Here is a 24,221-nt window from a genome sequence, read left to right as displayed (position 1 = left end):
GGAGAGGAGGCTCGCTCCTCCGTCGCCCCAGTAGCCTCTTCCTCCACGGATAAGGCTGCGGGGCTTCGGTCGTCCTTTGCGGCTTAGCCGAGAGAAGGACGCACCGCAGGAGCAGGAGGCCCTTCAGCCTCACCCACCACTGAATCAAGTATCACACTATAATCCCCATCCATGCACAAGAGTTGTATCCGATGCCTGCTCGTGGCTACTGCCATCTCTGCGGGCTCACTGAGCCTCGCTGCGGCTCCCTCAGCTCTCTCTTCTCGCGCCTTCGGTGACGACACCAAGAAGGAGAAGAAAGAAGAAGACAAGTACACGAAGTTCTTCAAGGACAAGAAGGTCGAGACCGCCCGCGGGAAGTTCGTTACCCTCCACAAGATCGATGGTAATGTCTACCTCGAGCTCCCCACGAAGTACCTCGGCAAGGAGCTGATGATGGGTGCCAAGGTCACCTCGACCACCGACCCCGATTATCTGGCTGTCGGCTCGATGAACTCCGCTCCTATCGTCTTCCGCTTCGAGAAGCAGGACAGCGTCATCGTCATGAAGGCACCCAACTCCATCGTCTATCGCCGTGACGCTTCGCCCGAGCTGCAGAAGGCCCTCGAGCTGAACTACCGTGACCAGTCGGTCGAGTCCTTCACCCCCGAGGTATACAAGGCTGATAGCTCCGCTGTCGTCCTGAAGATCAATTCGCTCGTCACGGAGTCCAGCCCCTTCTTCGAGATCGTCCCCTCGCAGCAGGGTCCCTTCAAGATCACCTCTTCGCGCAATAGCAACCTGACCTTCGTCAGGGGGCTGAAGTCCTTTGACTCCAACGCCAGCGTCCGTGTCGAGATGAACTTCTCTGTGAACGCTTCTCTCATGGGTGTGCTCACCGTCGCTAAGGACATGCCTCTGACGGCTGAGGTGACCTATACGATCCTCCCTGTAGAAGCCTCCAACGCCATCCCCCGCTTCGCTGATGCCCGCGTAGGCTATCAGACGACGCGCAAGGTCTCCTTCCCCGACTACCTTGACCAGAGTGAGCCCGTCTATCTGGCACACCGCTGGCAGCTCGTCCCCAAGGATAAGAAGGCCTACGCTAAGGGTCAGCTCACTGAGCCCGAGAAGAAGATTGTCTTCTATCTGGATAGCGCCTTCCCCGCCAGCTGGCAGCGCCCCATCCGTGAGGGGGTCCTTCGCTGGAATAAGGCCTTCGAAGCCGCTGGCTTCCGCAACGCTATCGAGGTACGTGACTTCCCCAAGAACGATAAGCAGTTCGACCCCGACAACCTCGAGTACTCTTGCATCCGCTACATCCCCAATAGCCAGGAGACGATAGCTGCCTCCAACTGGACGGATCCCCGCACGGGTGAGATCTTCAGCGGGAACCTCACGATCTATAATAATGTAGAGGCACTCATGCACAAGCAGCGCTTCATCGGTACGGCTGCTGTCGACCCACAGGTGCGCTCGTCTCGTCTGCCACAGGCTCTCTTCGAAGAGTCACTCTCGCAGCTCGTCACGCAGGAGATGGGGAGCGTCCTCGGCCTGCTGCGTAACTATGCTGCTTCGGCATCCTATACCACGGACCAGCTCCGCTCAGCTAAGTTCACGAAGGAGTCGGGGCTCACACCCTCTATCCTCGACGGTGTGACCTACAACTACCTCGCTCAGCCCTCTGACAAGGGGGTACGCCTCATCAACGACCAGCTCGGTATCTACGACCTCTTCGCTATCGACTGGGGCTACCGCTACTTCGACCTCAAGGGTGATCCCGCTGCTGAGGCTAAGGAACTGCTGAGCCGCGTCGACAAGCGTGCTCGCGAGCCTTACCTCCGCTATGCTCCTGAGCAGCGCTACGCTGTCGACCCCACCGTCCGCACCGAAGACCTCGGCAACGATCCTATCAAGACGGCCGAACTCACGATGAAGAACCTTGCCTTCATCCAGTCGAACCTCTCTAAGTGGATCACCAACGACCCCGATAGCCGCAAGAAGAAGAGCCTCTATCTGGCTATCGTACAGGGCTACTACCTCCAGCTCAAGAATGCTATGAGCCTCGTCGGTGGTGTCGTCTGTCAGGAGAGCCGCCTCTCGACGAGCCTGCCCCGCTATCAGGTCGTGCCTAAGGCTAAGCAGCGCGAAGCCTTCCAGTGGCTCCTCCGTCAGGCTAAGGACTTCCAGAGCAAGGCTGACCGCAACTTCGAGCGTAAGGGCTTCATAGACGTGAGCTACTACGATCAGCTCCTCGAGTTCCTCGTCAAGGATATCTATGACCTGCGCTCACGTATCATCATCGCTTCGCAGGTAGACTCGAAGACGTACAGCCTCGGCGAATACTTCGACGACCTCTATCAGGCTACCTTCGCCTCGACGATCGCTGGTAAGAGCCCCAACCACATGGAGCGTCTGATGCAGATCGCCTTCATCGACAAGTCTGTCGCTGGTACGGTCAATCCCCGCAACGCTACGCCTGGTATGCCTTACAGCTTCGCCGGTGCACCCGCCTCTGTCGGTGGCAAGCTCATCAGCCTCACCTCTACGACGGACTACAGCGATGCTCTCAAGTCTGGCCGCGTCAACTATGGTGGTGGCGACCCCTCGGCAAGCATCTATCCTATGGCCAACGTCCCTGCCCTTGATACGTCAGAGCAGTACATGTACGCTGCCCTGTTGAAGGTACGCCCCCTACTCGAGCAGCGCGCTGCCTCCACGACGGACCGCACGCTCAAGGCCCACTACCAGACCTTGGCCTTCAAGGTCGCGAAGCTCCTCGATGCTAAGAAATAGACTACCCGAAGATGATCAATAGAAAGATAGCACTCCTCCTGGCTGCAGTGACCCTCACGCTGGCTCCTGCTACGGCCCATGCGGGGATCTTCGACTTCCTCAAGCGGAAGAAGAAGCCCAAGACGGAGAAGGCACCCGAGAAGAGTGCCTACGAGAAGATCCTCACTGATAAGCCCATCGTCTCGGCTAAGGGCGACTTCCTCACCCTGCACAAGACGGACAATAAGCTCTACGTCGAGCTCCCTGTCAAGACCATCGGCAAGGAAATCCTCGTCGCCGTCACCCTCTCCTCCATCTCCAATCCTCAGCTCGGGATGGTCGGCTTCAAGAACTCTAACCCCGTGCACATGCGCTTCGCTCAGCGTGACAGCGCTATCGTGCTCGAGGCGGTGAACTCCGACCCCTACCTCACCGGGCAGCTGGAGAAGGAGCTTCGTCCGACCTTCGCTCCCAGCTACACGGACCTCGCCCTCTATAAGTTCCCCATCAAGGCGTGGAACAAGGATAAGTCCGCCGTCGTCTTCGACATCACCTCGCTCGTCACGAAGGATCAGAAGTACTTCCCGCTGATCGGGAAGAGCCTCGGCTCCTATCAGGTGCAGTCAAGCCTACAGAGTGATCTCGGCTACATCCGCGAGATCAAGGCCTTCGAGGACAATGTCTCCATCAAGATCGACCGTAGCTACCGCATCACTCTCAATTCCTCGCGTGGGGGCAAGAGCCCGCTGAAGGACTACCCCGTGACTCTCGGGGCGACCTTCACCATCCTCCGCCTGCCCGAGGAGCCGATGACGCCCCGTCTGGCTGATACGCGTATCGGTGTCTTCCACATCTCGAAGAATGCTTACGACCCCGAGTCCAAGCAGATCGAGGCCGTGCGCTTCGCTAAGCGCTGGCGCCTCGAGCCCTCGGATGTCGCTGCCTACAAGGCTGGTCAGCTCGTTCGCCCCAAGAAGCCCATCGTCTTCTACGTCGAGAATACCTTCCCCGCAGTGTGGAAGGCTGCGATGAAGGAAGGTACGCTGCGCTGGAACAAGGCTTTCGAGGCTATCGGCTTCAAGGACGCTATCGAGGTGCGTGACTTCCCCACGGATGACCCCAACTTCGACCCCGACAACCTCAAGTACAACTGTATCCGCTACGTACCCATCGCTACCGAGAACGCTATGGGTCCCAGCTGGGCTGACCCCCGCACGGGTGAGATCATCAATGCCTCGGTACTTGTCTGGAGTGATGTCTCGAAGCTGAACAACAACTGGCGCTTCGTCCAAACGGCTCAGGTCGACCCCCTCGTCCGCGCGATGAAGCTCCCCGATACGCTGATGTCCAAGTCGCTCAAGTACGTCATCGCACACGAGATCGGCCACACCCTCGGCTTCATGCACAACATGGCTGCATCGGCTGCATACTCTATCGACTCGCTCCGCTCGCCCTCCTTCACGGCCGTGCACGGTACGACGCCCTCGATCATGGACTATGCGCGCTTCAACTATGTTGCCCAGCCCGAAGACCGTGCTGTGAGCCTCGACCCTCCCACCGTCGGTACGTACGATAAGTATGCCGTCGACTGGACCTACCGCTACTTCCCCGACAGCAAGGGCAATCCCATCGAGGAAGCTCGCTATCTCAATGAGCTCATCGAGAAGCATGCTGCTGATCCCGAGTACCGCTATGGCGTGCAGCAGGTCGGCGACTACCGCTACGACCCCTCTTCTATCGAGGAAGACCTGTCGAATGACCCCATAGCTGCCAGCACCCTCGGGCTGAAGAACCTCAAGTACATCATCGCTCATCTGGGCGAGTGGTTCCCACGCGACGAGGAGGCTCAGCATCGTGCTACGCTCTACGAAGGTATCTCCGATCAGGCCCTGCGCTACGTGTCGAATGTCTTCATCAATGTCCCTGGTATCTACCTCTATCAGACGAGCGAAGCCTCTGGCCTCCCTCGCTACAAGGTCGTGCCTAAGGCTCAGCAGAAGGCTTCGGCTATGTGGCTCCTCGACCAGGCGCTCTCTATCGATAGCCTGCGCAATGATGCGCTCGAGGCTACGATGGGTGATCTGGGAGGCTCTTCGCCCTACGTCGTCGTCGGTGCTATGACGCGTGCTATGGCGATCCGCAATATCAATAACCTCTGCATGAGCTACTACCTCGACTCGACGTCTTACTCTCCTATGGAGTATGCCGATGATGTCTATGCCCGTGTCTTTGCGAAGACCGAGGCGGGCCGTGAGGATCTCACTGCCGCAGAGAAGCATCTGCAGGAGCTCTACGTCCGCTACATCACCTCTTATACGGAGGATCTTGTAGCGAAGACCACGGGTCGCTCTGCTCTGACGATCGCTGAGCTTACGGGCTTTGCCAAGGCTGGTGAGCCTGTCCGTACCGAGGGTATGAGCGATGAGGAGTTCATCGCCCTCTTGCCTAAGCTCCGCGGCTCGCACTTCTGCTCACTGGATCACGACCATTCGGATGATCCGCTCACGAAGCTCGATGCTGTCGGTTACCTCAACTTCGGGAATAGCTACGGTGAGCCTGCTGACCTCTTCACCTCTGCGATCAACATGACGGGCGACCTCTACCTGCCCCTGCAGTATCGCGCTGAAGAGCTGCTGAAGAAGGCCCTGGCCTCTACGAAGAGCGAAAGCCTACGCATGCACTACCAGACGCTCCTGCGCAAGCTCGAGAAGATCACGAAGTAGGCATCTCGCCTGCTCCTTTACCTAAAGTCCTCCCCTCATCTCTCTTGAAGAGTGAGGGGAGGACTTGTTTTGTCGACTCTGCTAACTTTGTATCCATGAAACGTCTCTTCCTCTCCCTCTTGGCGTGCCTTATGTTTGCCTGTCTGGCCGAGGCGCAGCGCACGCACGACACCATTTACCTCAAGAATGGCTCGATCCTTTATGGTCAGATCATCGAGGAGCTCCCCGATACGCAGGTGAAGATTCGCCTCCGTGATGGCTCCCTCCTCATCTGTCCCTATTCCGACTTAGAGCGCATCGAGTACTCCACGGGGCGAGCTTCCTTCTATGAAGAGCCTCGTACGCCTTATCTCAACTGGCATTTTGATGCGGGTTACCTTTTCGGGCCTTCTGAGCGCCAGCATGCAGGGCTGTTCGCCAGCTACGGAGCGCGCTTCAATCGAAGCCTCTTCCTCGGCATCGGTTCTGGCTTCATCTATGCTATGACCGAGACGGTAGATATGGTGATCCCCGTCTATGGGCATCTCCGTGCTTATCTACCCGTCCGTGGTCCGATTAAGCCCTTTGTGGATCTGCGTCCTGGCTATGGCTTTGCTCCGATGCATGGAGTCTTTGGCTTCTACGGCTCGGCTGTGGTAGGGCTTGATCTCTGGCGCTTCACTTGTGGCGTCGGGGTCAGCACGGTGCGCAATTCCTCCGGCGGCGATCCTCTGCTTGACCGAGAGCCTATTCCTTACAGAGCGACGGGCTTCATCCTGCGTATCGGGATGACCTTGTAGCGGGGAGGCGGACGAAGCCCCCCTTCTCCCCCGAGCCTACTTCCCCCTATACAGCCTCCCGCCCTGATGAGCCTCAGCTCGTCAGGGTGGGGCTTTTTGTGTCCTCACTGCTCAGCAGCGGGGACGCTACTTTATAGGGTGATGCACCATCCACTACTTATAACAGGTGTGGAGGAGTAGGCGAAGTCGTGCTTAGCTCACGGGTATTTATTGCCCTCCTGTAGAGGTAAAGTTAGATCCACGTGTGTAGTCCTTAGATCTACGTACGTAGTCTTTAGGATTTACGTGCGGGGATATAAGGACTTGGTACGTGGATAGGGAAGTTGGCGCAGGGGGACGGAGGTTTTTCGGTGGGTGCTTGCACTTTCTCTGGTGCTTGATGATGTGACTTTATTTGGTACCTTTGCTTGTGGAGTGCAACGGATACTCTTTGCCTCTTCGTATGATTGAGAAGGGCTTGGAGTGATGTGCCTCCTACGGGCTACCCAATTTGGAGGGTAGGCTGCTACGTGTTCATTGTTGTTTCATCCATTTGTAGTGCTTATGATTAGATCGCTTACATCTTCACATGCACGCTATGAGACACCACGCTGCCGCCACCATCGCCTTCATTATTAAGTGTCCTCCCAGCGGGAAGCGACTGCGGTCGTAACTGTGTTGGCGAGGACTAAGCAGAGGGGCACCCTGTCGTAGAGCCCCCGTTGGTCAGCAGAATAGTATCAAAATAGAGTGTGTGGCTCGCCCTCATGGGCGAGTGTCTTGTGCTTCGTGCCCCTGTGAAGGTCCACGGAGTTATCCTAAGGAGTTGCCCTTGAGGTGCCGTATGGTACCTTGGGGGTAATCCGTTTTTATGACCCTTAGCCAGCTCTCGGTAGGGTGCAGGAGGATGGGCGGCGGGCTGTCGCTTAGTGCTCTCGGGTGCTTTTCGTTATCTTTGTTTGAAGCAACCCTTTAGCAGATATGTTCTCATTCTCCATTAAAAAGATCGTCCAAGGGCAGGCGTTCCGTGTGCTCTTGGCCTTCGCTCTTCTGGCCTTCGTCATCATGCTCCTGGCGCCCCGTAATAGGAGCTTCCAGTATGCCTTCAGCGAAGGTAAGCCTTGGTCGTACGACCTCATCACGGCGCCGTACGACTTCCCCATCTACAAGTCCGCCGAGCAGATGCGTATGGAGCAGGACAGCATCCGTCAGGAGACGCTGCCCGTGTACACGTACAATGCGGAGCTCCTGCCTCGCAAGCTCAACCAGCTGCACGACGACTACGAGCGGAGCTTCAGCAAGACGCTGCCACGTGAGTACTACAACTTCCTCAAGGAAGAGCTGCGTCAGTACTACACCCGAGGCATGATGCAGGCTACGGCACTCTCTTCGCTCAAGGACGAGGGGCATCTGGAGATCAACCTGCTCGGGGCGGACAATGTGCTCACGCGTACGCCTATCACGACCTTCTATAGTCTGAAGGAAGTGTATGATATGATCTTTGCTCATGCGGAGAAGGCGGGGCTGCAGCGCTCGGAGCTACAGAAGCTCAGCGTCGCCTCTTACCTCGAGGACAACGTGCGCTACGACAAGGAGTACACGGCGAAGGTGCTGGATGATGCCTTGTCCAGCCTCTCGGCCTCTACGGGCATGGTGCAGCAGGGCGAGCGTATCATCGACCGTGGGGAGATCGTCACCCCCCATATCTATAATATCCTGCGCTCGTACAACATCGAGCAGGTCAATCGCCTCGGCGGAGATACCGCCTCGATCATCAACGTCGGGCTCTTCCTCTATCTGCTCCTGCTCTTCTCGATCCTCGGCGTCTATATCCTCCTCTTCTGCCAGCCCTTCCTCCAGCAGCCGCGCAATTTCGTGCTGCTCCTCACGCTGCTCTTTGCCTTCGTCGCGCTGACGGAGCTGCAGGCTCGCACGGAGTTCTTCCCCATTCAGGTGATCCCGTACGTGATGCTTCTCATCCTGCTGCGTGCGTTCTTCGGGAGCCATCTGGCGCTGAATACCTATCTCTTCACGATCCTTGCCTCAGCGTACTTCGTGCCTTCGGAGCCGCTGGCCTTCATCTTCATCCAGCTCTCGGCGGGCTTCACGGCGCTCTTCTCACTGCAGAGCTTGACGTCGCGCGGGCAGATCATACGTGCCGCCTTCCTCGTCTTCCTCGTCTATATCGGCGCCTCGATGATCGTCGAGTGGGGGCACGAAGGAGCTATCTCACGCGGCTACTGGATCCAGCTCTTCCTCTACGGGGTGAACCTGATCTTCCTGATGTTCTCCTATATCTTCGCCTTCATCGTCGAGCGTATCTTCGGCTATGTGTCGAGCGTGCGTCTGGTCGAGCTGAGTGATACGAATATGCCGCTGCTGCAGGAGCTGTCGGAGATCGCACCAGGGACCTTCCAGCACTCGTACCAAGTCTCTATCCTCGCTACGGCTGCCGCTACGAAGATCGGTGCAGATGCCCAGCTCATCCGTACAGGGGCGCTCTACCACGATATCGGGAAGATGCTTCACCCTGAGTTCTTCACGGAGAATTCGGCTGCGAACAACCCCCACAAGTACCTCACTTACCACGAGAGTGCTCGCGCCATCATCCGCCACGTCCTCGATGGGATCACGCTGGCGCAGAAGCACAGTCTGCCCGACCCCGTCATTGAGTTCATCCGCACGCACCACGGGCGCAGCACCACGCGCTACTTCTACAATTCATATTCGAACGAGCATCCCGACGAGGTCGTCGACCCTGAGCCCTTCACCTATCCAGGGCCTAACCCCTATACGAAGGAGCAGGGGATTCTTATGCTCGCCGATAGCGTAGAGGCAGCCAGCCGTAGTCTCGGTGAGTACACTGAGGAGGGCATCCGCAGTCTCATCGCGAAGATCGTCGATGGTATCGTCTCCGAAGGGCTGCTGAACGACACGCCGCTCACCTTCCACGATATACAGGAGATCAAGGAAGTCTTCTACCTCAAGCTCAAGACGATGTACCACGCGCGCATCGCTTACCCCGATAAGAAGTAGCATGCACGACCCCATCTTCCTCGTCGGCTTCATGGGCTCGGGCAAGAGTACCATCGGGCGCCATCTGGCCGAAGCCCTCGGGTGGCGCTTCATCGATACGGATGTCTTCGTCGAGACGCGCTTCCGCCAGCGCATCACGGATATGTTCGCCGAGCACGGCGAAGCGGTCTTCCGTCGCCGTGAGCGTATGGCTATCGAGGAGCTGATGAGTATGCCCGATACCGTCTTCGCTACGGGAGGCGGGCTGCCCTGCTATACCGACACGATGGATCACCTGCTGCAGGCGGGGCACGTCATCTACCTGCGCTGCTCTACGCCCATCCTCGCTGCGCGCCTCGAGCTGTGCAAGCGCACGCGCCCGACGATACGTGACAAGAGTGGGGAAGAGCTCTTCGCCTTCGTGCAAGACACCCTCGCGGTGCGCGAGCCTATCTATAGCCGTGCCCACCGCATCTGCGAGATCGACCACGTGGACACGCCGCAGAAGGAGCAGCTCTTTGCCCTCGAGCTGGCGAAGGAACTCGCACGCTAAGCCCACATAAGCATACAGCTACGCCCCGCCGACAGCACTTGTCTGTCGGTGGGGCGTGCTTATTTGTCGGCTCGCTTCTGTGCTTCGCTCTGGTAGCGAGTCGTAGGGTAGTTGGGTAGAAGCAATAGTTGTTTGCGGGCAAAGCGCTATCGGAGACTGTTGCCCCGAGTCCTGTCCTCTATTTAGAGAGCTAAGGCATCGCATACCCAGCCCCACGATATGCCTCCCCGAAGTGACACGCAAGCCCTTCGCTTTTTCGCAAGTATCCCTCTTATCCAGCGGAGGAAAAAGTGCTGTTCTTGTGGAGAAAAAAGCGCCTTCCCTTAGTGCTTTTTCTCTGTCTACGCACGTAGTCTTAACGGCCAGGCACGTCAATCCAAAGATCCACGTACGTAGATATTAGGACCACGTACGTAGTCCAAACTTATCTGCCGCTCGTCCGCAACTTTTTCTCCCTATGCGAAGCAACAACCCTATATAGGTCATCGGGGCGATTCGTATTGGTCGACGCGCAAACCACTATAGGTTCGGAGTATCTCCCTATAGTACTTCATCTGCGAGGCGCTATAAATACCCGCCTTGTCTATCGCCGTGAGTGCATTGAGCGTGAGAACAAAGGTGCTCCCCAGAGCGGGGCGTCTTGCCGAGGAAATCGATGACGGCTGGTAGGCACTTCCTCGATCTGCCCTCGGCTTCTGAGGTGGTTGTCTTGCTGTTTTCTGCGGATTCGTTTGGTGGAAACGGAAATTAGGTGTATCTTTGCAAGCGAAATCTTTAGAGAGTCCTCTCAAGAAGTGAATGGCTCCGTAGCTCAACTGAATAGAGCATCTGACTACGGATCAGAAGGTTACAGGTTTGAATCCTGTCGGAGTCACCACGGAGAGATGAGACGATACTACTAAAGGACGGAATGGCTCCGTAGCTCAACTGAATAGAGCATCTGACTACGGATCAGAAGGTTACAGGTTTGAATCCTGTCGGGGTCACCACAAGGAGAAGCGCCGTACTACCACGAGGTAGTACGGCGCTTTCGCTTTGTAGGCCCGCTCCACCTATGCGGTGGGGCGGGTCTTTTCGTATAGGTCGGGCAGGCAGATCTCCAGTAGGTCGAGGACGTGCTCGAAGCCTTCCGCCCCACCGTAGTAGGGGTCGGGGACGTGGTCGCGTGGGCTGCGCTCGCTCCACTCGGGGAGGAGGCTGACCTTGCGTGCCAGCTCTTCGGTGGGTGCCAGCTCCAGTAGGCGCTCCCGATTCGCTTCGTCCATACCGATGATATAGTCGAAGTGGAAGAAGTCCTCGTAGGTGATGGGGCGGGAGCGACTCTCGAGGGAGTAGCCCCGACGGGCGGCGTGGGCACGCATACGCCCGTCGGGGAGCTCGCCTTCGTGGTGAGCGATGAGGCCCGCGGAGTCGATCTCGTAGTCGCCTTCGGCGCCCTGACTCGCTACGTAGTGGCGGAAGAGCCCTTCGGCTGATGGGCTGCGGCAGATGTTGCCGAGGCAGACGAAGAGGATGCGTACAGGGCGGGAGGGCTGTGGACTCACGTGGGGCATACTACTCGATGCTTAGGTCGCCGAGGGTGACACGCCCCCCCTGACCGACGATCGCCTCAGCGACGAAGCGGATGCGTGAGCCCGAGATGCCTGCGGGGAGCAGGACTTCCTGGGGGATGGGGTTATTCTGGATGTTGTCGAAGTTGCCCGAAGCGACCTTCTGCCCATCGACGTAGATGCTGTAGGAGCGGACGTGACCCGAGGCATCGCGCTGCTGCGAAGGCGTGTAGATGAGCTTCTGGATGGGGCGTGCGTCCTCGAAGAGCAGCTCGAGTGAAGTCTGCCCAGCTTCGAGCGTGACCGTCGTGTAGCCGTTGCCGTCGAGCAGGGCCTTGCGGTCATCGGCACCCAGCGAAGGCGTCTGGATCTGTGAGGCTGCGAAGCCGAGGCGCTTGGTCGTCTCAGGGCGGTCCTTATTGGTCGAGGTGGAGACGCGGGCGCGGATCGTAGCGTGGTCATCGCTGAGGGTGAAGGGACCCTTATAGCGCTGCCAGCCCTTGGGGTGCTTGGTCTTGGCATCCTCGATAGCGTACTCGATGAGGACGTCGGGGGTGACGGAGGTGATGTGCACCTGGTCGCTCTCGTCACGACGGATCGTGGGAGCCTCGAGCACCTCGGGGGTGAGGTAAGCTGCGATCTCGGCGATACAGACGGGGCCACGTGCTTCCTCGAAGGTGACGCGCAGGCTCTTCGTCTCTACGGGGGCGAAGCGGATGATACGCTTGTAGCCGATGGTCGTCAGACTATCGGAGGTAGCGACGGGCTCGAAGACACCGGGGCTCGTCTCCGTCTCGATGCGGAAGCGCTTGACACGCTGCCCGAGGGCGATGTACTCCTGCAGGACGAGGGTATTGAGGCGTGTGGGGCGAGAGAAGCGGTAGAAGAGGTAGCCGCTCGTCACGCCGTCAGCCATAGCCCAGTAGGTCTTCGTCTTGCCGTCGTTGGAGAGGTTGGGGGCGAACTTCTTATCACCGCTACGGAGGTTCGATGCGGTGACAGCGACGCCACGGAGCTTATTGTCACGGAAGGCCTCCTTCAGATGGTCGTGCCAAGCGATGAGGCGCGTAGAGTCCTCTGCAGGGATGCGGCCGTGTAGGTCGATAGGGCAGTTTAGGAGGAGGTTGGCATTGCGACCGACGCTCTGGTAGTAGAGGCGGACGAGGTTAGCCACGGAGCGGACCTGATGGTCTTCGCGGGGGTGGTAGAACCATCCTGGGCGGATGCTCACGTCGACTTCGCCAGGGAGCCACTGCTTAGCGTCCTCCATACCCCACTGAGCTTCGGAGTAGTGCTTAGCCTTGTCCTCGTCGTACATAGCCCAGTTGGTCTGGCCAGCCCAGCCCTGCTCGTTGCCTATCCAGCGGATCGTGGGCACGGTACCGCCGAAGATCATGATATCCTTATTGTTCTTGCGGAGCATCTTCGAGGCGGCCTCATAGCGGTAGTAGCTCTTGGGGTCGATCTGACGCGTGGAGTCTGCACCGCCGTACCAGCCGTTACCGCCGTTGGCGCCGTCGAACCAGTATTCGAAGAGCTTGCCATACTGTGTCGTGAGCTCCTTGATCTGCTCGTGGAAGATCTTCTGATACTCGGGCTGACCGTAGTACTGGCTATTGCGGTCCCATGGGGAGAGGTAGAGGCCGAAGAGCAGGCCGTGCTTGCGACACGACTCGCTGAGCTCGCGGACGAGGTCGCCCTGCCCATCCTTCCAAGGGCTGTTCTTCACCGAGTACTCGGTGGTCTTCGTGGGCCAGAGGCAGAAGCCGTCGTGGTGCTTGGCGGTGAGGATGACGCCCTTCATGCCGGCACGCTTGAGCGTGCGCACCCACTGCTCGGTGTCGAGGCGCTCGGGGGCGAAGGTCTTAGCGGGGGTGTTGCCATAGCCCCACTCGAGGTCGTTGAAGGTGTTGAGGCCAAAGTGCACGAAGGCGTAAGTCTCCAGCTCCTGCCACTCGATCTGGGCGCGTGTAGGGACGGGGTGGACTGGGGCGGGTGCTTTGCTCTGTGCCGTGCCCCCAATGGGGAGGCTGAGGGCGAGGAGTAGCGATGCGATCCCAGCGGTTAGCTTCTTCATAAAGGGTAGGATGGGTGATTAGTATTTGTATTTGCGCTGATTCTCTGCGCTGAGGAGTGCCGAGGGCTCAGCGATCGTTTTGTCAAGTAGGGTGCTGAGGGCAGTGACGAAGGCCGTACTGCTATTGAGGCAGGGGATGTAGGTGAAGCTCTTGCCTCCTGCCTCGAGGAAGTCCGCACGGCCCTCGTCATTGATCTCCTGGATCGTCTCCAGGCAGTCGCAGACGAAGCCGGGGCAGACGACGGCGATGCGCTCGGCACCTTCGCGGGCGAACTCCTTCACACGGCGTGCCATATATGGCTGGAGCCAGTCGTGGAAGCCCAAGCGGGACTGATAGACCAGCTCGACGCGCTCTGGCTCGAGGCCGAGGTCTTGGATGAGGTAGCGTCTTGTCTCCTCGCACTGCAGGCGGTAGCAGTCCTCCTCACCGTGGCGCTCATGCCAAGTGCGGCGGTCGGCGCAGTGGGCGGAGTGGCCGTTGTGCTCACGGCACGCCTTCGGGATGTGAGAGAGCGGTACGCCGTGCATCGAGATGATGAGGCGGTCGAAGGGCTCCGTGAGATACTCGCGGACGCTATCGGCTAAGGCCGTACGGTAGGCCGTCTCCCCGTAGAAGGGCGCTTGCAGACGCAGGCGCATAGGGCGTAGACCCAGGCGACGGATCTCCTCAAGAGCGAAGGCCACGGCGGTCTCATAGCTGCTGCGTGCATAGTGGGGATAGAGAGGGACGATGACGACCTCCTCGATGTCGGGGAGGGCGGCCAAGGCCTCTAAGGCTTCGCCCGTACCTGGATGGCCATAGCGCATCCCTACCGCTACGGGCTCACGGCGTAGCTCGGCGAGCTGCTGGGCTATCGAGGCGGAGTGGGAGATGAGTGGGAAGTTCTGCGCATCGGCATCCCATATCGTGCGGTAGTTCGCAGCGGACTTCGGCGCACGACGGGGTACGATGAGGTGATGGACGAGGAAGTAGCGCAGCGGGTAGCTGATCCCGATGATGCGGCGGTCCATGAGGAAGGTGCGCAGGTAGTCGCGCACGTCAGGGACGGACGGGGAGTCGGGGGAGCCTAAGTTCAGGAGGAGCGTGGCGCGCCCAGCGGGGAACTCTGCCCCGAAGAGGCATGGGCGTGTCGTCCTCATCTCTTGGGGGGCTGAGGGGATAGACGTACTATGCTTCATCACCTTCGGCCAGAGTGTAATCCTGGAAGAGGAAGTCATTGTAGGGGAAGCGCTGCACGTGGATCTCACGGGCGCGGTCGTAGAGGAGCTGCTTCAGCTCTTCAATCCCCTCGCCTGTGCGGGCGGAGATGAAGCAGCAGCCCTGCTCACCGAGCTTTGCCATCCACGTCTGCTGTAGCTCTTCGCGGCTGATATTGCGACGGGTGCGCTCGCCGAGGTCGTCGGCATCACGCTCCTCGAAGGTGAAGGCGTCGATCTTATTGAAGACGAGGATCGTCGGCTGATCGTTGCCAGCGTTGATCTCACGCAGCGTCGAGGAGACGACCTCGATATGCTCCTCGAAGTTCGGGTGAGCGATGTCCACCACGTGTAGGAGGAGGTCCGCCTCACGCACCTCGTCGAGCGTGCTCTTGAAGGACTCGATGAGCTCCGTGGGGAGCTTGCGGATGAAGCCCACGGTGTCGGAGAGGAGGAAGGGGAGGTTGTGGACGATGACCTTGCGGACGGTCGTGTCGAGCGTAGCGAAGAGCTTGTTCTCAGCGAAGACCTCGCTCTTCGACAGCACGTTCATCAGCGTGGACTTCCCTACGTTGGTATAGCCGACGAGGGCGACACGGACGAGCTTACCACGGTTCTTGCGCTGCATCGACATCTGGCGGTCGATGACCTTCAGCTCGGCCTTGAGGTGGGCGATACGGTCCTGGATGATACGGCGGTCGGTCTCGAGCTGCGTCTCCCCAGGGCCACGCATCCCCACACCCCCACGCTGGCGCTCGAGGTGCGTCCACAGGCGGGTCAGTCGGGGGAGCATATAGCGATACTGAGCCAGCTCGACCTGCGTCTTAGCGTAGGCCGTGGTAGCTCGGGAGGCGAAGATATCGAGGATGAGGCTCGTACGGTCAAGGATCTTGACCTTCAGAGCCTGCTCAATGTTACGAAGCTGCTTGGGACTGAGCTCGTCGTCGAAGATCACGATACCGATCTCATTCTCCTCGACGAAGAGGCGGATTTCCTCCAGCTTACCCTTACCGACGAAGGTGACGGAGTGGGGTTGATCGAGGCGTTGGGTGAAGCGACGTACGGCTCGCACACCAGCTGTGGAGGAGAGGAAGTCCAGCTCGTCGAGATATTCGCGGGCCTGCTCCTCGTTTTGGTTCTTTGTGATGAGCCCGACGAGGACCGCTTCCTCGCTCTTGGCTTCAGTGATGATAAACTCTCTCATAATCTGGACAAAAATACGATAATATATAAGGAGTCCGCCCAGCGCACTGTCGCCGTGCCCGAAAGCTCGGTGCTGGGCGCTCTACGACCACTCGCTCTTCACTCCCGCCCTTATGCGGGTGACACCTCGCGAAGCGTGTGCACTTCCCTCCAAGAGAAAGATCCTTCTCCAGCGCAAGAAAAGGGTTGTCTGAGCCGAGAAAAACGTGTCAAATCATTGGAAATACTTTGATCCACGTACCTGGTCTTATCATCTACGTACGTAGTCCATAGGATCATCGTGCGTAGACCTTAGATCCACGTACGTAGACAAATTAATAGCTCGCTTGTTTCGGAGGAATAGCGCTATAGCTCGGGAGCTTTTGCACCGGCTCTTCGAGCGAATGCTTGTAGTGAAACGGACAGCGCCCGCACCGAGTCGATGGCTCGGTGCGGGCGCTGTGATAGGGTAGAGTGGGAGATGCTTACTTCTTCGACTTGAGGTGAGCGGTGAAGCGCTTAGCGTTGTCCGTGGGGTTAAAGGTCATCGTGCCAGCCTGGATATCGACGGCAGCGTCGGCCTCGAGGCGGTTGATGATGGTCTCAACCTCGGTGCCCTTGATGCTCTGCCCTACGTGAGAGGAGTAGGTAGGGCGGTTGAGGTGGACGACGCCATTGCGGTAGACGTAGCTGGTAGACATCGTAGCCGAGAGCTCACGCTTCTTGGTCTGAGAGCCCCCATCCTGGATGTTCTGGGTGAACTCACCATAGCCGACCTCGATGGAGGCTTGACCCTTGCGGATGAAGGAGATGGTGACGTCGATCGTCGTCGTGGTGCCACCCGAGGTGGTCGTGAGGTTCTTGGTGCTCCACACCGTGCCGGTGAGTGCGTCTGATTCGGGCTCTGAGGAGCAGGCCGTGAGGCCGAGAATCGCCCCGAAGGCGAGGAGTAGAAGAGTGGTGAATCGCTTCATCTGTGGTTTACTATTATATATTGTCTGTGATCACAAAGATAGGGCGCTGCAAGCGAACGCCCGATGGACTACTCTTCTAACGCTTGATTATAAGGTGATTGCATATAGTGGGCGATAGTGTGAATTGTAAAAAAGAAGAGCGCGTGATCAGCACGAGTACCACGATAGAGAAAATCGGTTAACTTTGTATCGTCCCTATATATGCTAACTCGCTTAATAGTATAGTTAAATTATGAATCTCAAGTACTCGCTGCTGGTCTTAGCAGGGATCTCTTCCCTGGCCGCACAGGCTCAGACCTCGCAGCCCACAACGATCGAAGCTCCCGCTCACCGTGTAGCTTTCGCTCACGAGCCCGGAGCTAACTACTTCATCTCGCTCGCCGGTGGTGTAGGCGCCATGTTCCTCGAAGGAAACAACACGCCCAAGTTCACCGATCGTCTCTCTTGGACGGCAGCCCTCTCTCTCGGTAAGTGGCACAACCCTTACTATGCTACCCGTCTGAAGGTCGTCGGTGGTGAATCTTACACCTACAGCAAGCTCAACTCTGCGCTTCGCAACGACAACTACTTCGTCGGTGGTCACTACGATTTCATGTTCGATGTCGTGAACTTCTTCTCTACCTACAACCCCAACCGCGTATTCCACATCATTCCTTACGTAGGGGTAGGCTATGAGTACAAGTTCAACCACACGGTAGCAGGTCTGCCCAACACGCACGCTGCTACGGCTAACGGTGGTCTCCAGCTGTCCTTCCACGTCGCTCCCCGCGTCAACATCTTTGTCGAGGGTGAAGCTACGTACAACGGCTTCCACATCCGTAAGTCTTACGCTCCTGACTTCTCCAACGCACTCCGTCTGTCTGCTGTCGCAGGTCTGACTTTCAACGTCGGTCGTCAGGGCTTCGCTCCTGTTGAGCCCCTCGATCAGGCTTACATCGATGGTCTGCAGTCTCAGATCAACGCCCTGCGTGCTGAGAACGCTGAGCTCGCTAAGCGCCCCGAGCACTGCCCCGATGTAGAGGCTGTAGCTCCCGCTGCTAATGATCGCTTCGTAGCTGATAAGTCTATCCTCTTCGCACAGGGTAAGTCTGCTGTCAGCAACGACCAGCTCATCACCGTCTTCGACGCTGCTGAATTCGTCAACAAGGGCGAAGGTGAACTCGTCGTCACGGGTTATGTAGCTAAGAACGAAAGCCGCTTCGCTGGCCTCGCCGAAAAGCGTGCTAAGGCTGTCGCTACCCTCCTGACGGAGAAGTATGGCGTATCAGCGGATAAGATCACCGTCGAATGGAAGGAAGCTGGTGAAGCTCCTTATAGCGCTGGCCAGCAGGGCTGGAACCGCGTTGTGATCATTCGCTCTAAGTAATCACCTCAAGTCAAGACATTCAATTCTAATGAAGACGAAAATAATGACGCTTGCACTCTGCGCTCTTGCAGCGACGAGTGCCCTGCAGGCCCAGGAGCCCGCTCAGCAGCCTTCGCACAAGACTGCCTTCGTCAAGGATGGTAAGGCACACTGGTTCCTCGAACTCGGGGACGCTGCTACCCTCAGCCTCGGCGGTTACAACTACGACGTCAAGTTCGGCGATCGCGTTAGCTTCATCAACCCTAACCTCGCTATCGGTCGCTGGGTAACTCCCGCCTTCGGGATGCGCCTCCAGCTCCAGGGTGGTAAGCTCTACGACTTCAAGTCGACTCCTGTCGCTGGTGCATACCTCCGCAACGACGTCATCTATGGCTCCGCTCAGTATGACTTCATGTTTGACGTCATCAATTACTTCGCTCCTTACAAGGAAGATCGCTTCTTCCACCTCATTCCCTTCGTAGGGGTTGGTGTGGGTTACAAGCATCAGACGGAAGTACTTGGTGTCAAGGATAACAGCCACCGCTTCGGTCCTCAGGCTGACGCTGGTCTTCAGCTGAAGTTCCGCCTGGCTCGCTTCGTAGACTTCAACCTCGAAGGTAAGGTCACGGCTACCGACCTGCGTCTCCCCTCCACGGGTGAAGCTCGTGTAGCTGGTACGGCAAGCGAAGGCTTCAGCAACGCCAGCTTCATCGCTCAGGCTGGTGCTTCGCTCACCTTCCACCTCGGTCGCAAGGAATTCGAAGCTATCACGCCTAACGATCCTGCGCTCATCGCTGACCTCAACGGCCAGATCAACGCCCTGCGTGCTGAGAACGCTGAGCTCGCTAAGCGCCCTGTCAACTGCCCTGACGTAGCTGTCCCCGTAGCTGACTCTAAGGTCATCGGTAACGTCATCTACTTCCGTATCAACAGCGCTGTCGTCGACAAGAACCAGATGGTCAATGTCTACAACATCGCCGAATACGCTAAGAGCAACACCGAGACGATCACGCTCGTTGGTTATGCTGACCGCCAGACTGGTAACCCTGCTTACAACCTCGCTCTCTCTAAGCGTCGTGCAGAAGCTGTCGCTGACATCCTCGTCAAGAAGTACGGCATCTCTCGCGATCGTCTGAAGATCGACTGGAAGGGTGACACGGTACAGCCTTACAGCGAAAACGTTTGGAACCGTATCGTCCTCATGAGCGCTGAGTAATCCTCGCTCATAGCTCCCTAAGGTGAGCCCTGTTGCTCACCACCCAACGCCCGCCCTCGGCTGACTACAGCGTCGCCGAGGGCGGGCTCTTTTATGTCGATCCGTGGGGGAGTGACCCTCTGGGGTGGGGGTGTCAGCAGTGTCTTCTTCGCTGCCTGCTTGCTTAGTTGGGGGCAATGTCTTATCTTTGCATCGCATTCTCCACCCCTGCTGGGGTGGGCGAGTGATTAGGCTGTCTCGTGGTGTAATGGTAGCACAACAGGTTTTGGTTCTGTTTGTCAAGGTTCGAATCCTTGCGAGACAACAAGCCTCTTGGTAGTGTGATGAGAAATATGTATCTTTGCACCATCAAAAGGCAAACGGCCAAGTACGGTGTGGTAGTTCAGCTGGTTAGAATACCTGCCTGTCACGCAGGGGGTCGCGGGTTCGAGTCCCGTCCATACCGCCAGAAGGAGCTGTGTCCCCTTCTCCACGAGGAGGAGTGAGCACAGCTTCTCTTCCGAAAAGCCAAGCTCGGGATGTAGCGCAGTCCGGTTAGCGCACCTGCTTTGGGAGCAGGGGGTCCCAGGTTCGAATCCTGGTATCCCGACACAAGTAAGGAGGTCTGATGTAGAGCACTACGTCAGACCTCCTTCGTTTATATCATCTCCAGAGGGGGTGGGCTTCAGCGCCGATGTCGTACCTTTACGCTGTGAGGCCGTCGCCTCCATCCCTCTCTCCAATAGACTAATGAAGCAAGAATCACGTATGATCGCCAAGACACTGCAGGCCCTGGAGCCCGTCTTGGCACAAGAACTCGAGGCCCTCGGGGCTACCGATATCGAGCAGGGGCGCCGTATGGTCTCCTTCACTGGGGACAAGAAGGTGCTCTACCGTGCGAACTATCGTCTGCGCACGGCCCTGCGTATCCTCCTGCCTATCGCCTCCTTCCGCGCCAATGACCCCGATGAGCTCTATCGTCAGCTCAAGCGTCTGGACTGGAGCGAGTGGATGCAGGCTGGCGACACCTTTGCCTTCGACACCGTCGTCTACTCAGAGACCTTCACTCACAGTAAGTATGTCGGCTACCGCGCTAAGGATGCCCTCGTCGACTTCTTCACTGAGCGTGGGGAGAAGCGCCCCATGGTGCGTCTGGACAATCCCGACCGCCTCTTCCATATCCATATCTCGCACGACGAGGTGACGCTGGCACTCGATAGCTCGGGTGAGAGCCTGCACAAGCGTGGCTGGAGAGCAGCGCAGACGGAGGCTCCGCTGAGCGAAGTCCTCGCCGCTGGTATCCTGCTGCTGGCTGGCTGGCAGGGTGAGACGGACTTCATCGATCCCATGTGTGGCTCGGGGACGCTCCTCATCGAGGCAGCCCTCATCGCCCGTGGTATCGCCCCAGGCTCCTTCCGTAAGAGCTTCGCCTTCCAGCGCTGGGCGGACTATGATCCCGCCCTCTTCGCTGATGTAGAGGCCGAGTGCCGTGAGCTGAAGCCCTTCGAGCACCATATCTATGGCTCGGATAGCTCCATCGAGGCGGTGAAGGTGGCACGTCACAACGTCCGCACGGCAGGCCTTGCCGACCTCATCACCGTCAGCCATCGTGCTATGCAGGATTGTCCTGCTCCCGAGGCTCCCGCCCTCATCGTCACGAACCCACCCTACGGCGAGCGTCTGCGTCTGCGCGATGGCGAGGAGCTCTACCGCATGATCGGCGAGCGCCTCAAGCACAACTATGCCGGCTCGACGGCTTGGATCTTGGCCTACAAGCTCGAGCACTTCGATAAGATCGGTCTGCGCCACAGCGACCGCATCAAGATGCTCAACGGCTCGCTGGAGTGTGAGCTGCGTGCCTACACCCTCTTTGCTGGCAAGCGTGAGGACTTCAAGCGTGCTGGTGGCGAAGGCGAAGAGGAGCGTGCTCCTCGTGCTCCACGTCCCGAGCGTGAGCGTGGCCCTCGCTCCGAGAAGCCCCATCGCTTCGACCGTCCCCGCCGTGAAGATCGCCGTGAAGGAGGCCGTCGTGATGGTGATCGTCCGAGCTTCTCAGACCGTCCCCGTCGCGAAGATCGCCGTGAAGGTGGTCGTCGTGATGGTGATCGCCCCAGCTTCTCAGACCGTCCGCGTCGTGAAGATCGCCGTGAAGGAGGCCGTCGTGATGGTGATCGTCCGAGCTTCTCAGACCGTCCACGTCGTGAAGATCGCCGTGAAGGAGGCCGTCCCGCGAAAAAAAATGAAGGGGGATTGTGGCCTAATGATCGCTTCCGCTACCGCGATGAAGAGGGACATGAACGTATTAGGAATAAGCGCTCTAAGCATATCCAGACCTTCTCTGGAGGTGGCGATGAGTAGCCCCTGATAGCGGAGTTTGCAGCCGCCACTTGGGCCTGGCATTTGGTAGTATCAAATTTTGTTGTACCTTTGCAGTGCAAACAGGTCAGCCCAGGTGGCGGAATTGGTAGACGCGCTCGTTTCAGGTGCGAGTGTTCAAAAGACGTGCAGGTTCGATTCCTGTCCTGGGCACAGCCTTGACGCACAGCGTCCTCAGTTTGCAAGCTTCAAATACGCGGGTGGTGAAATTGGTAGACACGCTACTTTGAGGGGGTAGTGCCGGTTACGGCGTGTGAGTTCAAATCTCATCCCGCGTACAAAGAAAGAGAGTGAGACTCCTCGAGAAGTAATTCTTGAGGAGTCTCTTCGTTTATGCATACATGTCGATACGTACTACGATGATCGTCTATCCTAATGCAAAGCTCAACCTTGGGCTCTTCGTCACGGGGCGTCGCTCCGATGGCTATCACCTACTGGAGACTGCCTTTCTCCCTATACCGCTATGCGACACGCTGGAGCTCGAGCTCACTGATGCCGCTGAAGACGAACTCATCGTCACGGGTGGGGTAGAGACAGGAGCCCTGCAGGACAACCTCGTCCTACGCGCCGTACGCGCCCTGCGTCAGCTGCGCTCCTTCCCCTCAGTACGCCTCCGCCTAACCAAGCAGATCCCCTCGGGAGCGGGCATGGGTGGCGGGTCAGCGGACGCTTCCTTTACCTTAACTGCTATCAATGAGCTGTGCTCGCTCGGCCTTTCTACCGAGGAGCTGGAGGCCATCGCCCTCACGCTCGGCGCCGACTGCCCCATCTTCGTGCGCAATCAGCCTGCCGTAGGGCGAGGCATCGGCGAAGTCCTTACTCCCCTTGCTCTCGATCTCAAGGGCTATCACCTCACCATCGTCAAGCCTCCCATCCATATCTCTACGGCAGAGGCCTTCCGTGGGCTTCTTCCGCTCAAGCCCGCAGAGACTCCCATTGAGGAGCTTGTGGCTCGCCCCGTAGCAGAGTGGCGCGACTGCCTCTTCAATGACTTCGAGCCAAGCCTCTTCCCTCATCATCCCGTCCTCTCGGAGATCAAGGATGAGCTCTATGCCTTGGGTGCCGACTTTGCCCTAATGACGGGCTCGGGCGCAGCGCTCTACGCCCTGTCACGTCAGCCCCTCCAGCTCGACTCCCTCCGCCGTGCGGACTACTTCCTCTACGAGGGGAAGCTTTAACGATCCTTCACCAAGACCTTCCTTATGACCTCTACATCCATTCCCCAGCTCCTCGTGGCAGCTGGCTCGTCGGGCAGTGGCAAGACGACCTTCACGCTCGGCCTACTGCGTGCACTCAAGCGTCGTGGCCTCGCCGTGCAGAGCTTCAAGTGCGGCCCCGACTACATCGACCCGAAGTTCCACCAACTCTCCAGCGGTCGCCCCTCTATCAATCTTGACCTTTTCATGATGAGCCCCGAGCATGTGCGCGCTGTCTATGCACGCCACACGCAGGAGGCTGATGCCGTCGTCCTCGAGGGGGTGATGGGGCTGTATGATGGCTATGTGCGTATGCATGGCTCGTCGGCTGAGGTCGCTAAGACCGTGGGTATCCCGACGGTGCTGCTCGTCGATGCACGCTCGTCCGCCTATTCCGTCGGGGCACTTCTCTACGGCTTCAAGCACTTCCGTCAGGATACGGAGGTCGTTGGGGTGGTCTTCAATCGCGTGGCCTCGGAGAATCACTACCGCTTCCTGCGTGAGGCTGCCGAAGACGCTGGGATCATTCCCCTCGGCTATATCCCGAAGACGAAGCTCCTCGAAGTGCCATCGCGCCACCTTGGGCTCTCACTCCGCGAGCTGCAGGAGCTGGATGCGCTCCCCGAAGATGTGGCTGCGCTCATCGAGAAGCACGTCGATGTGGATCGCCTGCTTGAGGCTTGTATGCGCCCTCGTCCCGCCCTCCCTGCGGAGGAAGCCGTGCCTACGTCCGCCCCTGGGCGTAAGATCGCCGTTGCCTGTGACGAAGCATTCAACTTCATCTACGAGGAGAATATCCGTGCACTCGCTGCACAGGGCGAAGTGTCCTTCTTCTCTCCGCTCAAGGATGAGCCACTTCCCGAGTGCGACCTCCTCTACCTGCCTGGTGGCTATCCGGAGTTCTACCTCAGCGAGCTGGCTGCTGCCGAGCGCTCACGTAGCTCTATCGCTGCCTATGCCGCTGCTGGCGGGCGTGTCTTAGCCGAATGTGGGGGGATGATGTACCTCTGTCGTACTATTCGTGATGAGGAGGGAAAGGCCTACCCGATGTGTGGTGTGCTGGATCAAGAGGCTACGATGGAGGGCATGCGTCTGCGCTTGGGCTACCGCAAGCTACGACTTGGGGGACGCGAATACCGCGGGCATGAGTTCCACTACTCGTCCATCGTACCTCAGGAGGTTGGCGAAGAGACGGTTGGCGAGCAGCTGACAGCGCGTGACGAAGTCGCACCGACGCTCCTCTATCGCCGTGGCAATGTGCTGGCGGGCTATACCCACCTCTATTTCGCTGAGCAAGATCCCTTCGCGCTCTTCTCCTAATGAGCT

General features: G+C 58.3%; 15 protein-coding genes and 7 tRNA genes. 17 read left to right on the top strand and 5 right to left on the bottom strand.

Features of this window, described 5'->3' with window-relative positions:
* Positions 1-171: 171 nt before the first annotated feature.
* The 7 genes from HMPREF1121_RS04035 to HMPREF1121_RS04005 all read left to right on the top strand — a co-directional run bounded on the left by HMPREF1121_RS04035 (position 172) and on the right by HMPREF1121_RS04005 (position 10,792).
* On the top strand, positions 172-2,775 hold the full coding sequence (locus tag HMPREF1121_RS04035) for a zinc-dependent metalloprotease (RefSeq protein ID WP_044114862.1): 2,604 nt from the start codon (positions 172-174) through the stop codon (positions 2,773-2,775).
* A gap of 11 nt (positions 2,776-2,786) precedes the next feature.
* Positions 2,787-5,477, top strand: coding sequence for a zinc-dependent metalloprotease (locus HMPREF1121_RS04030; protein WP_052353591.1), 2,691 nt, complete (start codon positions 2,787-2,789; stop codon positions 5,475-5,477).
* A gap of 95 nt (positions 5,478-5,572) precedes the next feature.
* The gene (locus HMPREF1121_RS04025; protein WP_009432215.1) at positions 5,573-6,256 is read left to right on the top strand and encodes a lipoprotein; all 684 of its coding nucleotides are present in this window, start codon (positions 5,573-5,575) and stop codon (positions 6,254-6,256) included.
* Between the two features lie 960 nt (positions 6,257-7,216).
* Entirely contained in the window at positions 7,217-9,271 is a 2,055-nt protein-coding gene (locus HMPREF1121_RS04020) for an HD family phosphohydrolase (protein ID WP_044114861.1), read from the top strand.
* A gap of 1 nt (position 9,272) precedes the next feature.
* Positions 9,273-9,803 (top strand): shikimate kinase, encoded by a 531-nt coding sequence (locus HMPREF1121_RS04015; protein WP_044114860.1) that lies wholly within the window; start codon positions 9,273-9,275, stop codon positions 9,801-9,803.
* An 800-nt stretch (positions 9,804-10,603) separates the two neighbouring features.
* Positions 10,604-10,680 (top strand) — tRNA-Arg (locus tag HMPREF1121_RS04010).
* A gap of 35 nt (positions 10,681-10,715) precedes the next feature.
* A tRNA-Arg gene (locus HMPREF1121_RS04005) sits at positions 10,716-10,792 on the top strand.
* A 63-nt stretch (positions 10,793-10,855) separates the two neighbouring features.
* Here HMPREF1121_RS04005 and HMPREF1121_RS04000 read toward each other — a convergent pair.
* The 5 genes from HMPREF1121_RS04000 to HMPREF1121_RS03980 form a co-directional block, all read right to left on the bottom strand.
* On the bottom strand, positions 10,856-11,356 hold the full coding sequence (locus tag HMPREF1121_RS04000) for a low molecular weight protein-tyrosine-phosphatase (RefSeq protein WP_044114859.1): 501 nt from the start codon (positions 11,354-11,356) through the stop codon (positions 10,856-10,858).
* A gap of 1 nt (position 11,357) precedes the next feature.
* Positions 11,358-13,430 (bottom strand): alpha-L-fucosidase, encoded by a 2,073-nt coding sequence (locus HMPREF1121_RS03995; protein WP_052353590.1) that lies wholly within the window; start codon positions 13,428-13,430, stop codon positions 11,358-11,360.
* 18 nt (positions 13,431-13,448) lie between these two features.
* Positions 13,449-14,609, bottom strand: a complete 1,161-nt coding sequence (locus tag HMPREF1121_RS03990; RefSeq protein ID WP_052353589.1) for a ferrochelatase — start codon at positions 14,607-14,609, stop codon at positions 13,449-13,451.
* Entirely contained in the window at positions 14,599-15,831 is a 1,233-nt protein-coding gene (gene hflX / locus HMPREF1121_RS03985; RefSeq protein WP_044114857.1) for a GTPase HflX, read from the bottom strand. Before hflX ends, HMPREF1121_RS03990 begins: the two co-directional genes overlap by 11 nt.
* A 463-nt stretch (positions 15,832-16,294) precedes the next feature.
* Positions 16,295-16,783 carry a hypothetical protein gene (locus HMPREF1121_RS03980; protein WP_044114855.1) on the bottom strand — a complete coding sequence of 163 codons (489 nt, stop codon included), beginning with the start codon at positions 16,781-16,783 and terminating at the stop codon, positions 16,295-16,297.
* A 232-nt stretch (positions 16,784-17,015) separates the two neighbouring features.
* On the opposite strand from HMPREF1121_RS03980, the gene HMPREF1121_RS03975 reads away from it, so the two are divergent.
* From HMPREF1121_RS03975 to HMPREF1121_RS03930, 10 genes are all read left to right on the top strand, one after another.
* Positions 17,016-18,149 carry an OmpA family protein gene (locus HMPREF1121_RS03975; RefSeq protein WP_044114854.1) on the top strand — a complete coding sequence of 378 codons (1,134 nt, stop codon included), beginning with the start codon at positions 17,016-17,018 and terminating at the stop codon, positions 18,147-18,149.
* Positions 18,150-18,177: 28 nt separating this feature from the next.
* Positions 18,178-19,344: an OmpA family protein gene (locus tag HMPREF1121_RS03970; RefSeq protein WP_044114853.1), complete on the top strand. Its 1,167-nt coding sequence runs from the start codon at positions 18,178-18,180 to the stop codon at positions 19,342-19,344.
* A gap of 233 nt (positions 19,345-19,577) precedes the next feature.
* Positions 19,578-19,648: transfer RNA gene (locus HMPREF1121_RS03965), tRNA-Gln, on the top strand.
* 67 nt (positions 19,649-19,715) lie between these two features.
* Positions 19,716-19,792 (top strand) — tRNA-Asp (locus HMPREF1121_RS03960).
* 66 nt (positions 19,793-19,858) lie between these two features.
* A tRNA-Pro gene (locus tag HMPREF1121_RS03955) sits at positions 19,859-19,933 on the top strand.
* A 140-nt stretch (positions 19,934-20,073) separates the two neighbouring features.
* A complete protein-coding gene (locus HMPREF1121_RS03950; protein ID WP_044114852.1) occupies positions 20,074-21,681 on the top strand; it encodes a THUMP domain-containing class I SAM-dependent RNA methyltransferase in 1,608 nt (535 codons plus the stop codon).
* Positions 21,682-21,769: 88 nt separating this feature from the next.
* Positions 21,770-21,852, top strand: a tRNA-Leu gene (locus tag HMPREF1121_RS03945).
* A gap of 41 nt (positions 21,853-21,893) precedes the next feature.
* Positions 21,894-21,977: transfer RNA gene (locus HMPREF1121_RS03940), tRNA-Leu, on the top strand.
* Positions 21,978-22,040: 63 nt separating this feature from the next.
* A complete protein-coding gene (gene ispE, locus HMPREF1121_RS03935) occupies positions 22,041-22,877 on the top strand; it encodes a 4-(cytidine 5'-diphospho)-2-C-methyl-D-erythritol kinase (protein WP_232223731.1) in 837 nt (278 codons plus the stop codon).
* Between the two features lie 24 nt (positions 22,878-22,901).
* A complete protein-coding gene (locus HMPREF1121_RS03930; RefSeq protein ID WP_044114851.1) occupies positions 22,902-24,215 on the top strand; it encodes a cobyrinate a,c-diamide synthase in 1,314 nt (437 codons plus the stop codon).
* Positions 24,216-24,221: the final 6 nt, after the last annotated feature.

This window comes from Porphyromonas sp. KLE 1280 (genome assembly GCF_000700805.1).
GTDB lineage: Bacteria > Bacteroidota > Bacteroidia > Bacteroidales > Porphyromonadaceae > Porphyromonas > Porphyromonas pasteri.
Note: the sequence above shows the minus strand (reverse complement) of the source record. Positions and strands in the feature narration are given on the sequence as shown.

Coding starts and splice junctions, on each gene's coding strand:
- HMPREF1121_RS04035 (WP_044114862.1), top strand. CDS start 172: ATGCACAAGAGTTGTATCCGATGCCTGCTCGTGGCTACTGCCATCTCT.
- HMPREF1121_RS04030 (WP_052353591.1), top strand. CDS start 2,787: ATGATCAATAGAAAGATAGCACTCCTCCTGGCTGCAGTGACCCTCACG.
- HMPREF1121_RS04025 (WP_009432215.1), top strand. CDS start 5,573: ATGAAACGTCTCTTCCTCTCCCTCTTGGCGTGCCTTATGTTTGCCTGT.
- HMPREF1121_RS04020 (WP_044114861.1), top strand. CDS start 7,217: ATGTTCTCATTCTCCATTAAAAAGATCGTCCAAGGGCAGGCGTTCCGT.
- HMPREF1121_RS04015 (WP_044114860.1), top strand. CDS start 9,273: ATGCACGACCCCATCTTCCTCGTCGGCTTCATGGGCTCGGGCAAGAGT.
- HMPREF1121_RS04000 (WP_044114859.1), bottom strand. CDS start 11,356: ATGCCCCACGTGAGTCCACAGCCCTCCCGCCCTGTACGCATCCTCTTC.
- HMPREF1121_RS03995 (WP_052353590.1), bottom strand. CDS start 13,430: ATGAAGAAGCTAACCGCTGGGATCGCATCGCTACTCCTCGCCCTCAGC.
- HMPREF1121_RS03990 (WP_052353589.1), bottom strand. CDS start 14,609: ATGAAGCATAGTACGTCTATCCCCTCAGCCCCCCAAGAGATGAGGACG.
- hflX (WP_044114857.1), bottom strand. CDS start 15,831: ATGAGAGAGTTTATCATCACTGAAGCCAAGAGCGAGGAAGCGGTCCTC.
- HMPREF1121_RS03980 (WP_044114855.1), bottom strand. CDS start 16,783: ATGAAGCGATTCACCACTCTTCTACTCCTCGCCTTCGGGGCGATTCTC.
- HMPREF1121_RS03975 (WP_044114854.1), top strand. CDS start 17,016: ATGAATCTCAAGTACTCGCTGCTGGTCTTAGCAGGGATCTCTTCCCTG.
- HMPREF1121_RS03970 (WP_044114853.1), top strand. CDS start 18,178: ATGAAGACGAAAATAATGACGCTTGCACTCTGCGCTCTTGCAGCGACG.
- HMPREF1121_RS03950 (WP_044114852.1), top strand. CDS start 20,074: ATGAAGCAAGAATCACGTATGATCGCCAAGACACTGCAGGCCCTGGAG.
- ispE (WP_232223731.1), top strand. CDS start 22,041: ATGTCGATACGTACTACGATGATCGTCTATCCTAATGCAAAGCTCAAC.
- HMPREF1121_RS03930 (WP_044114851.1), top strand. CDS start 22,902: ATGACCTCTACATCCATTCCCCAGCTCCTCGTGGCAGCTGGCTCGTCG.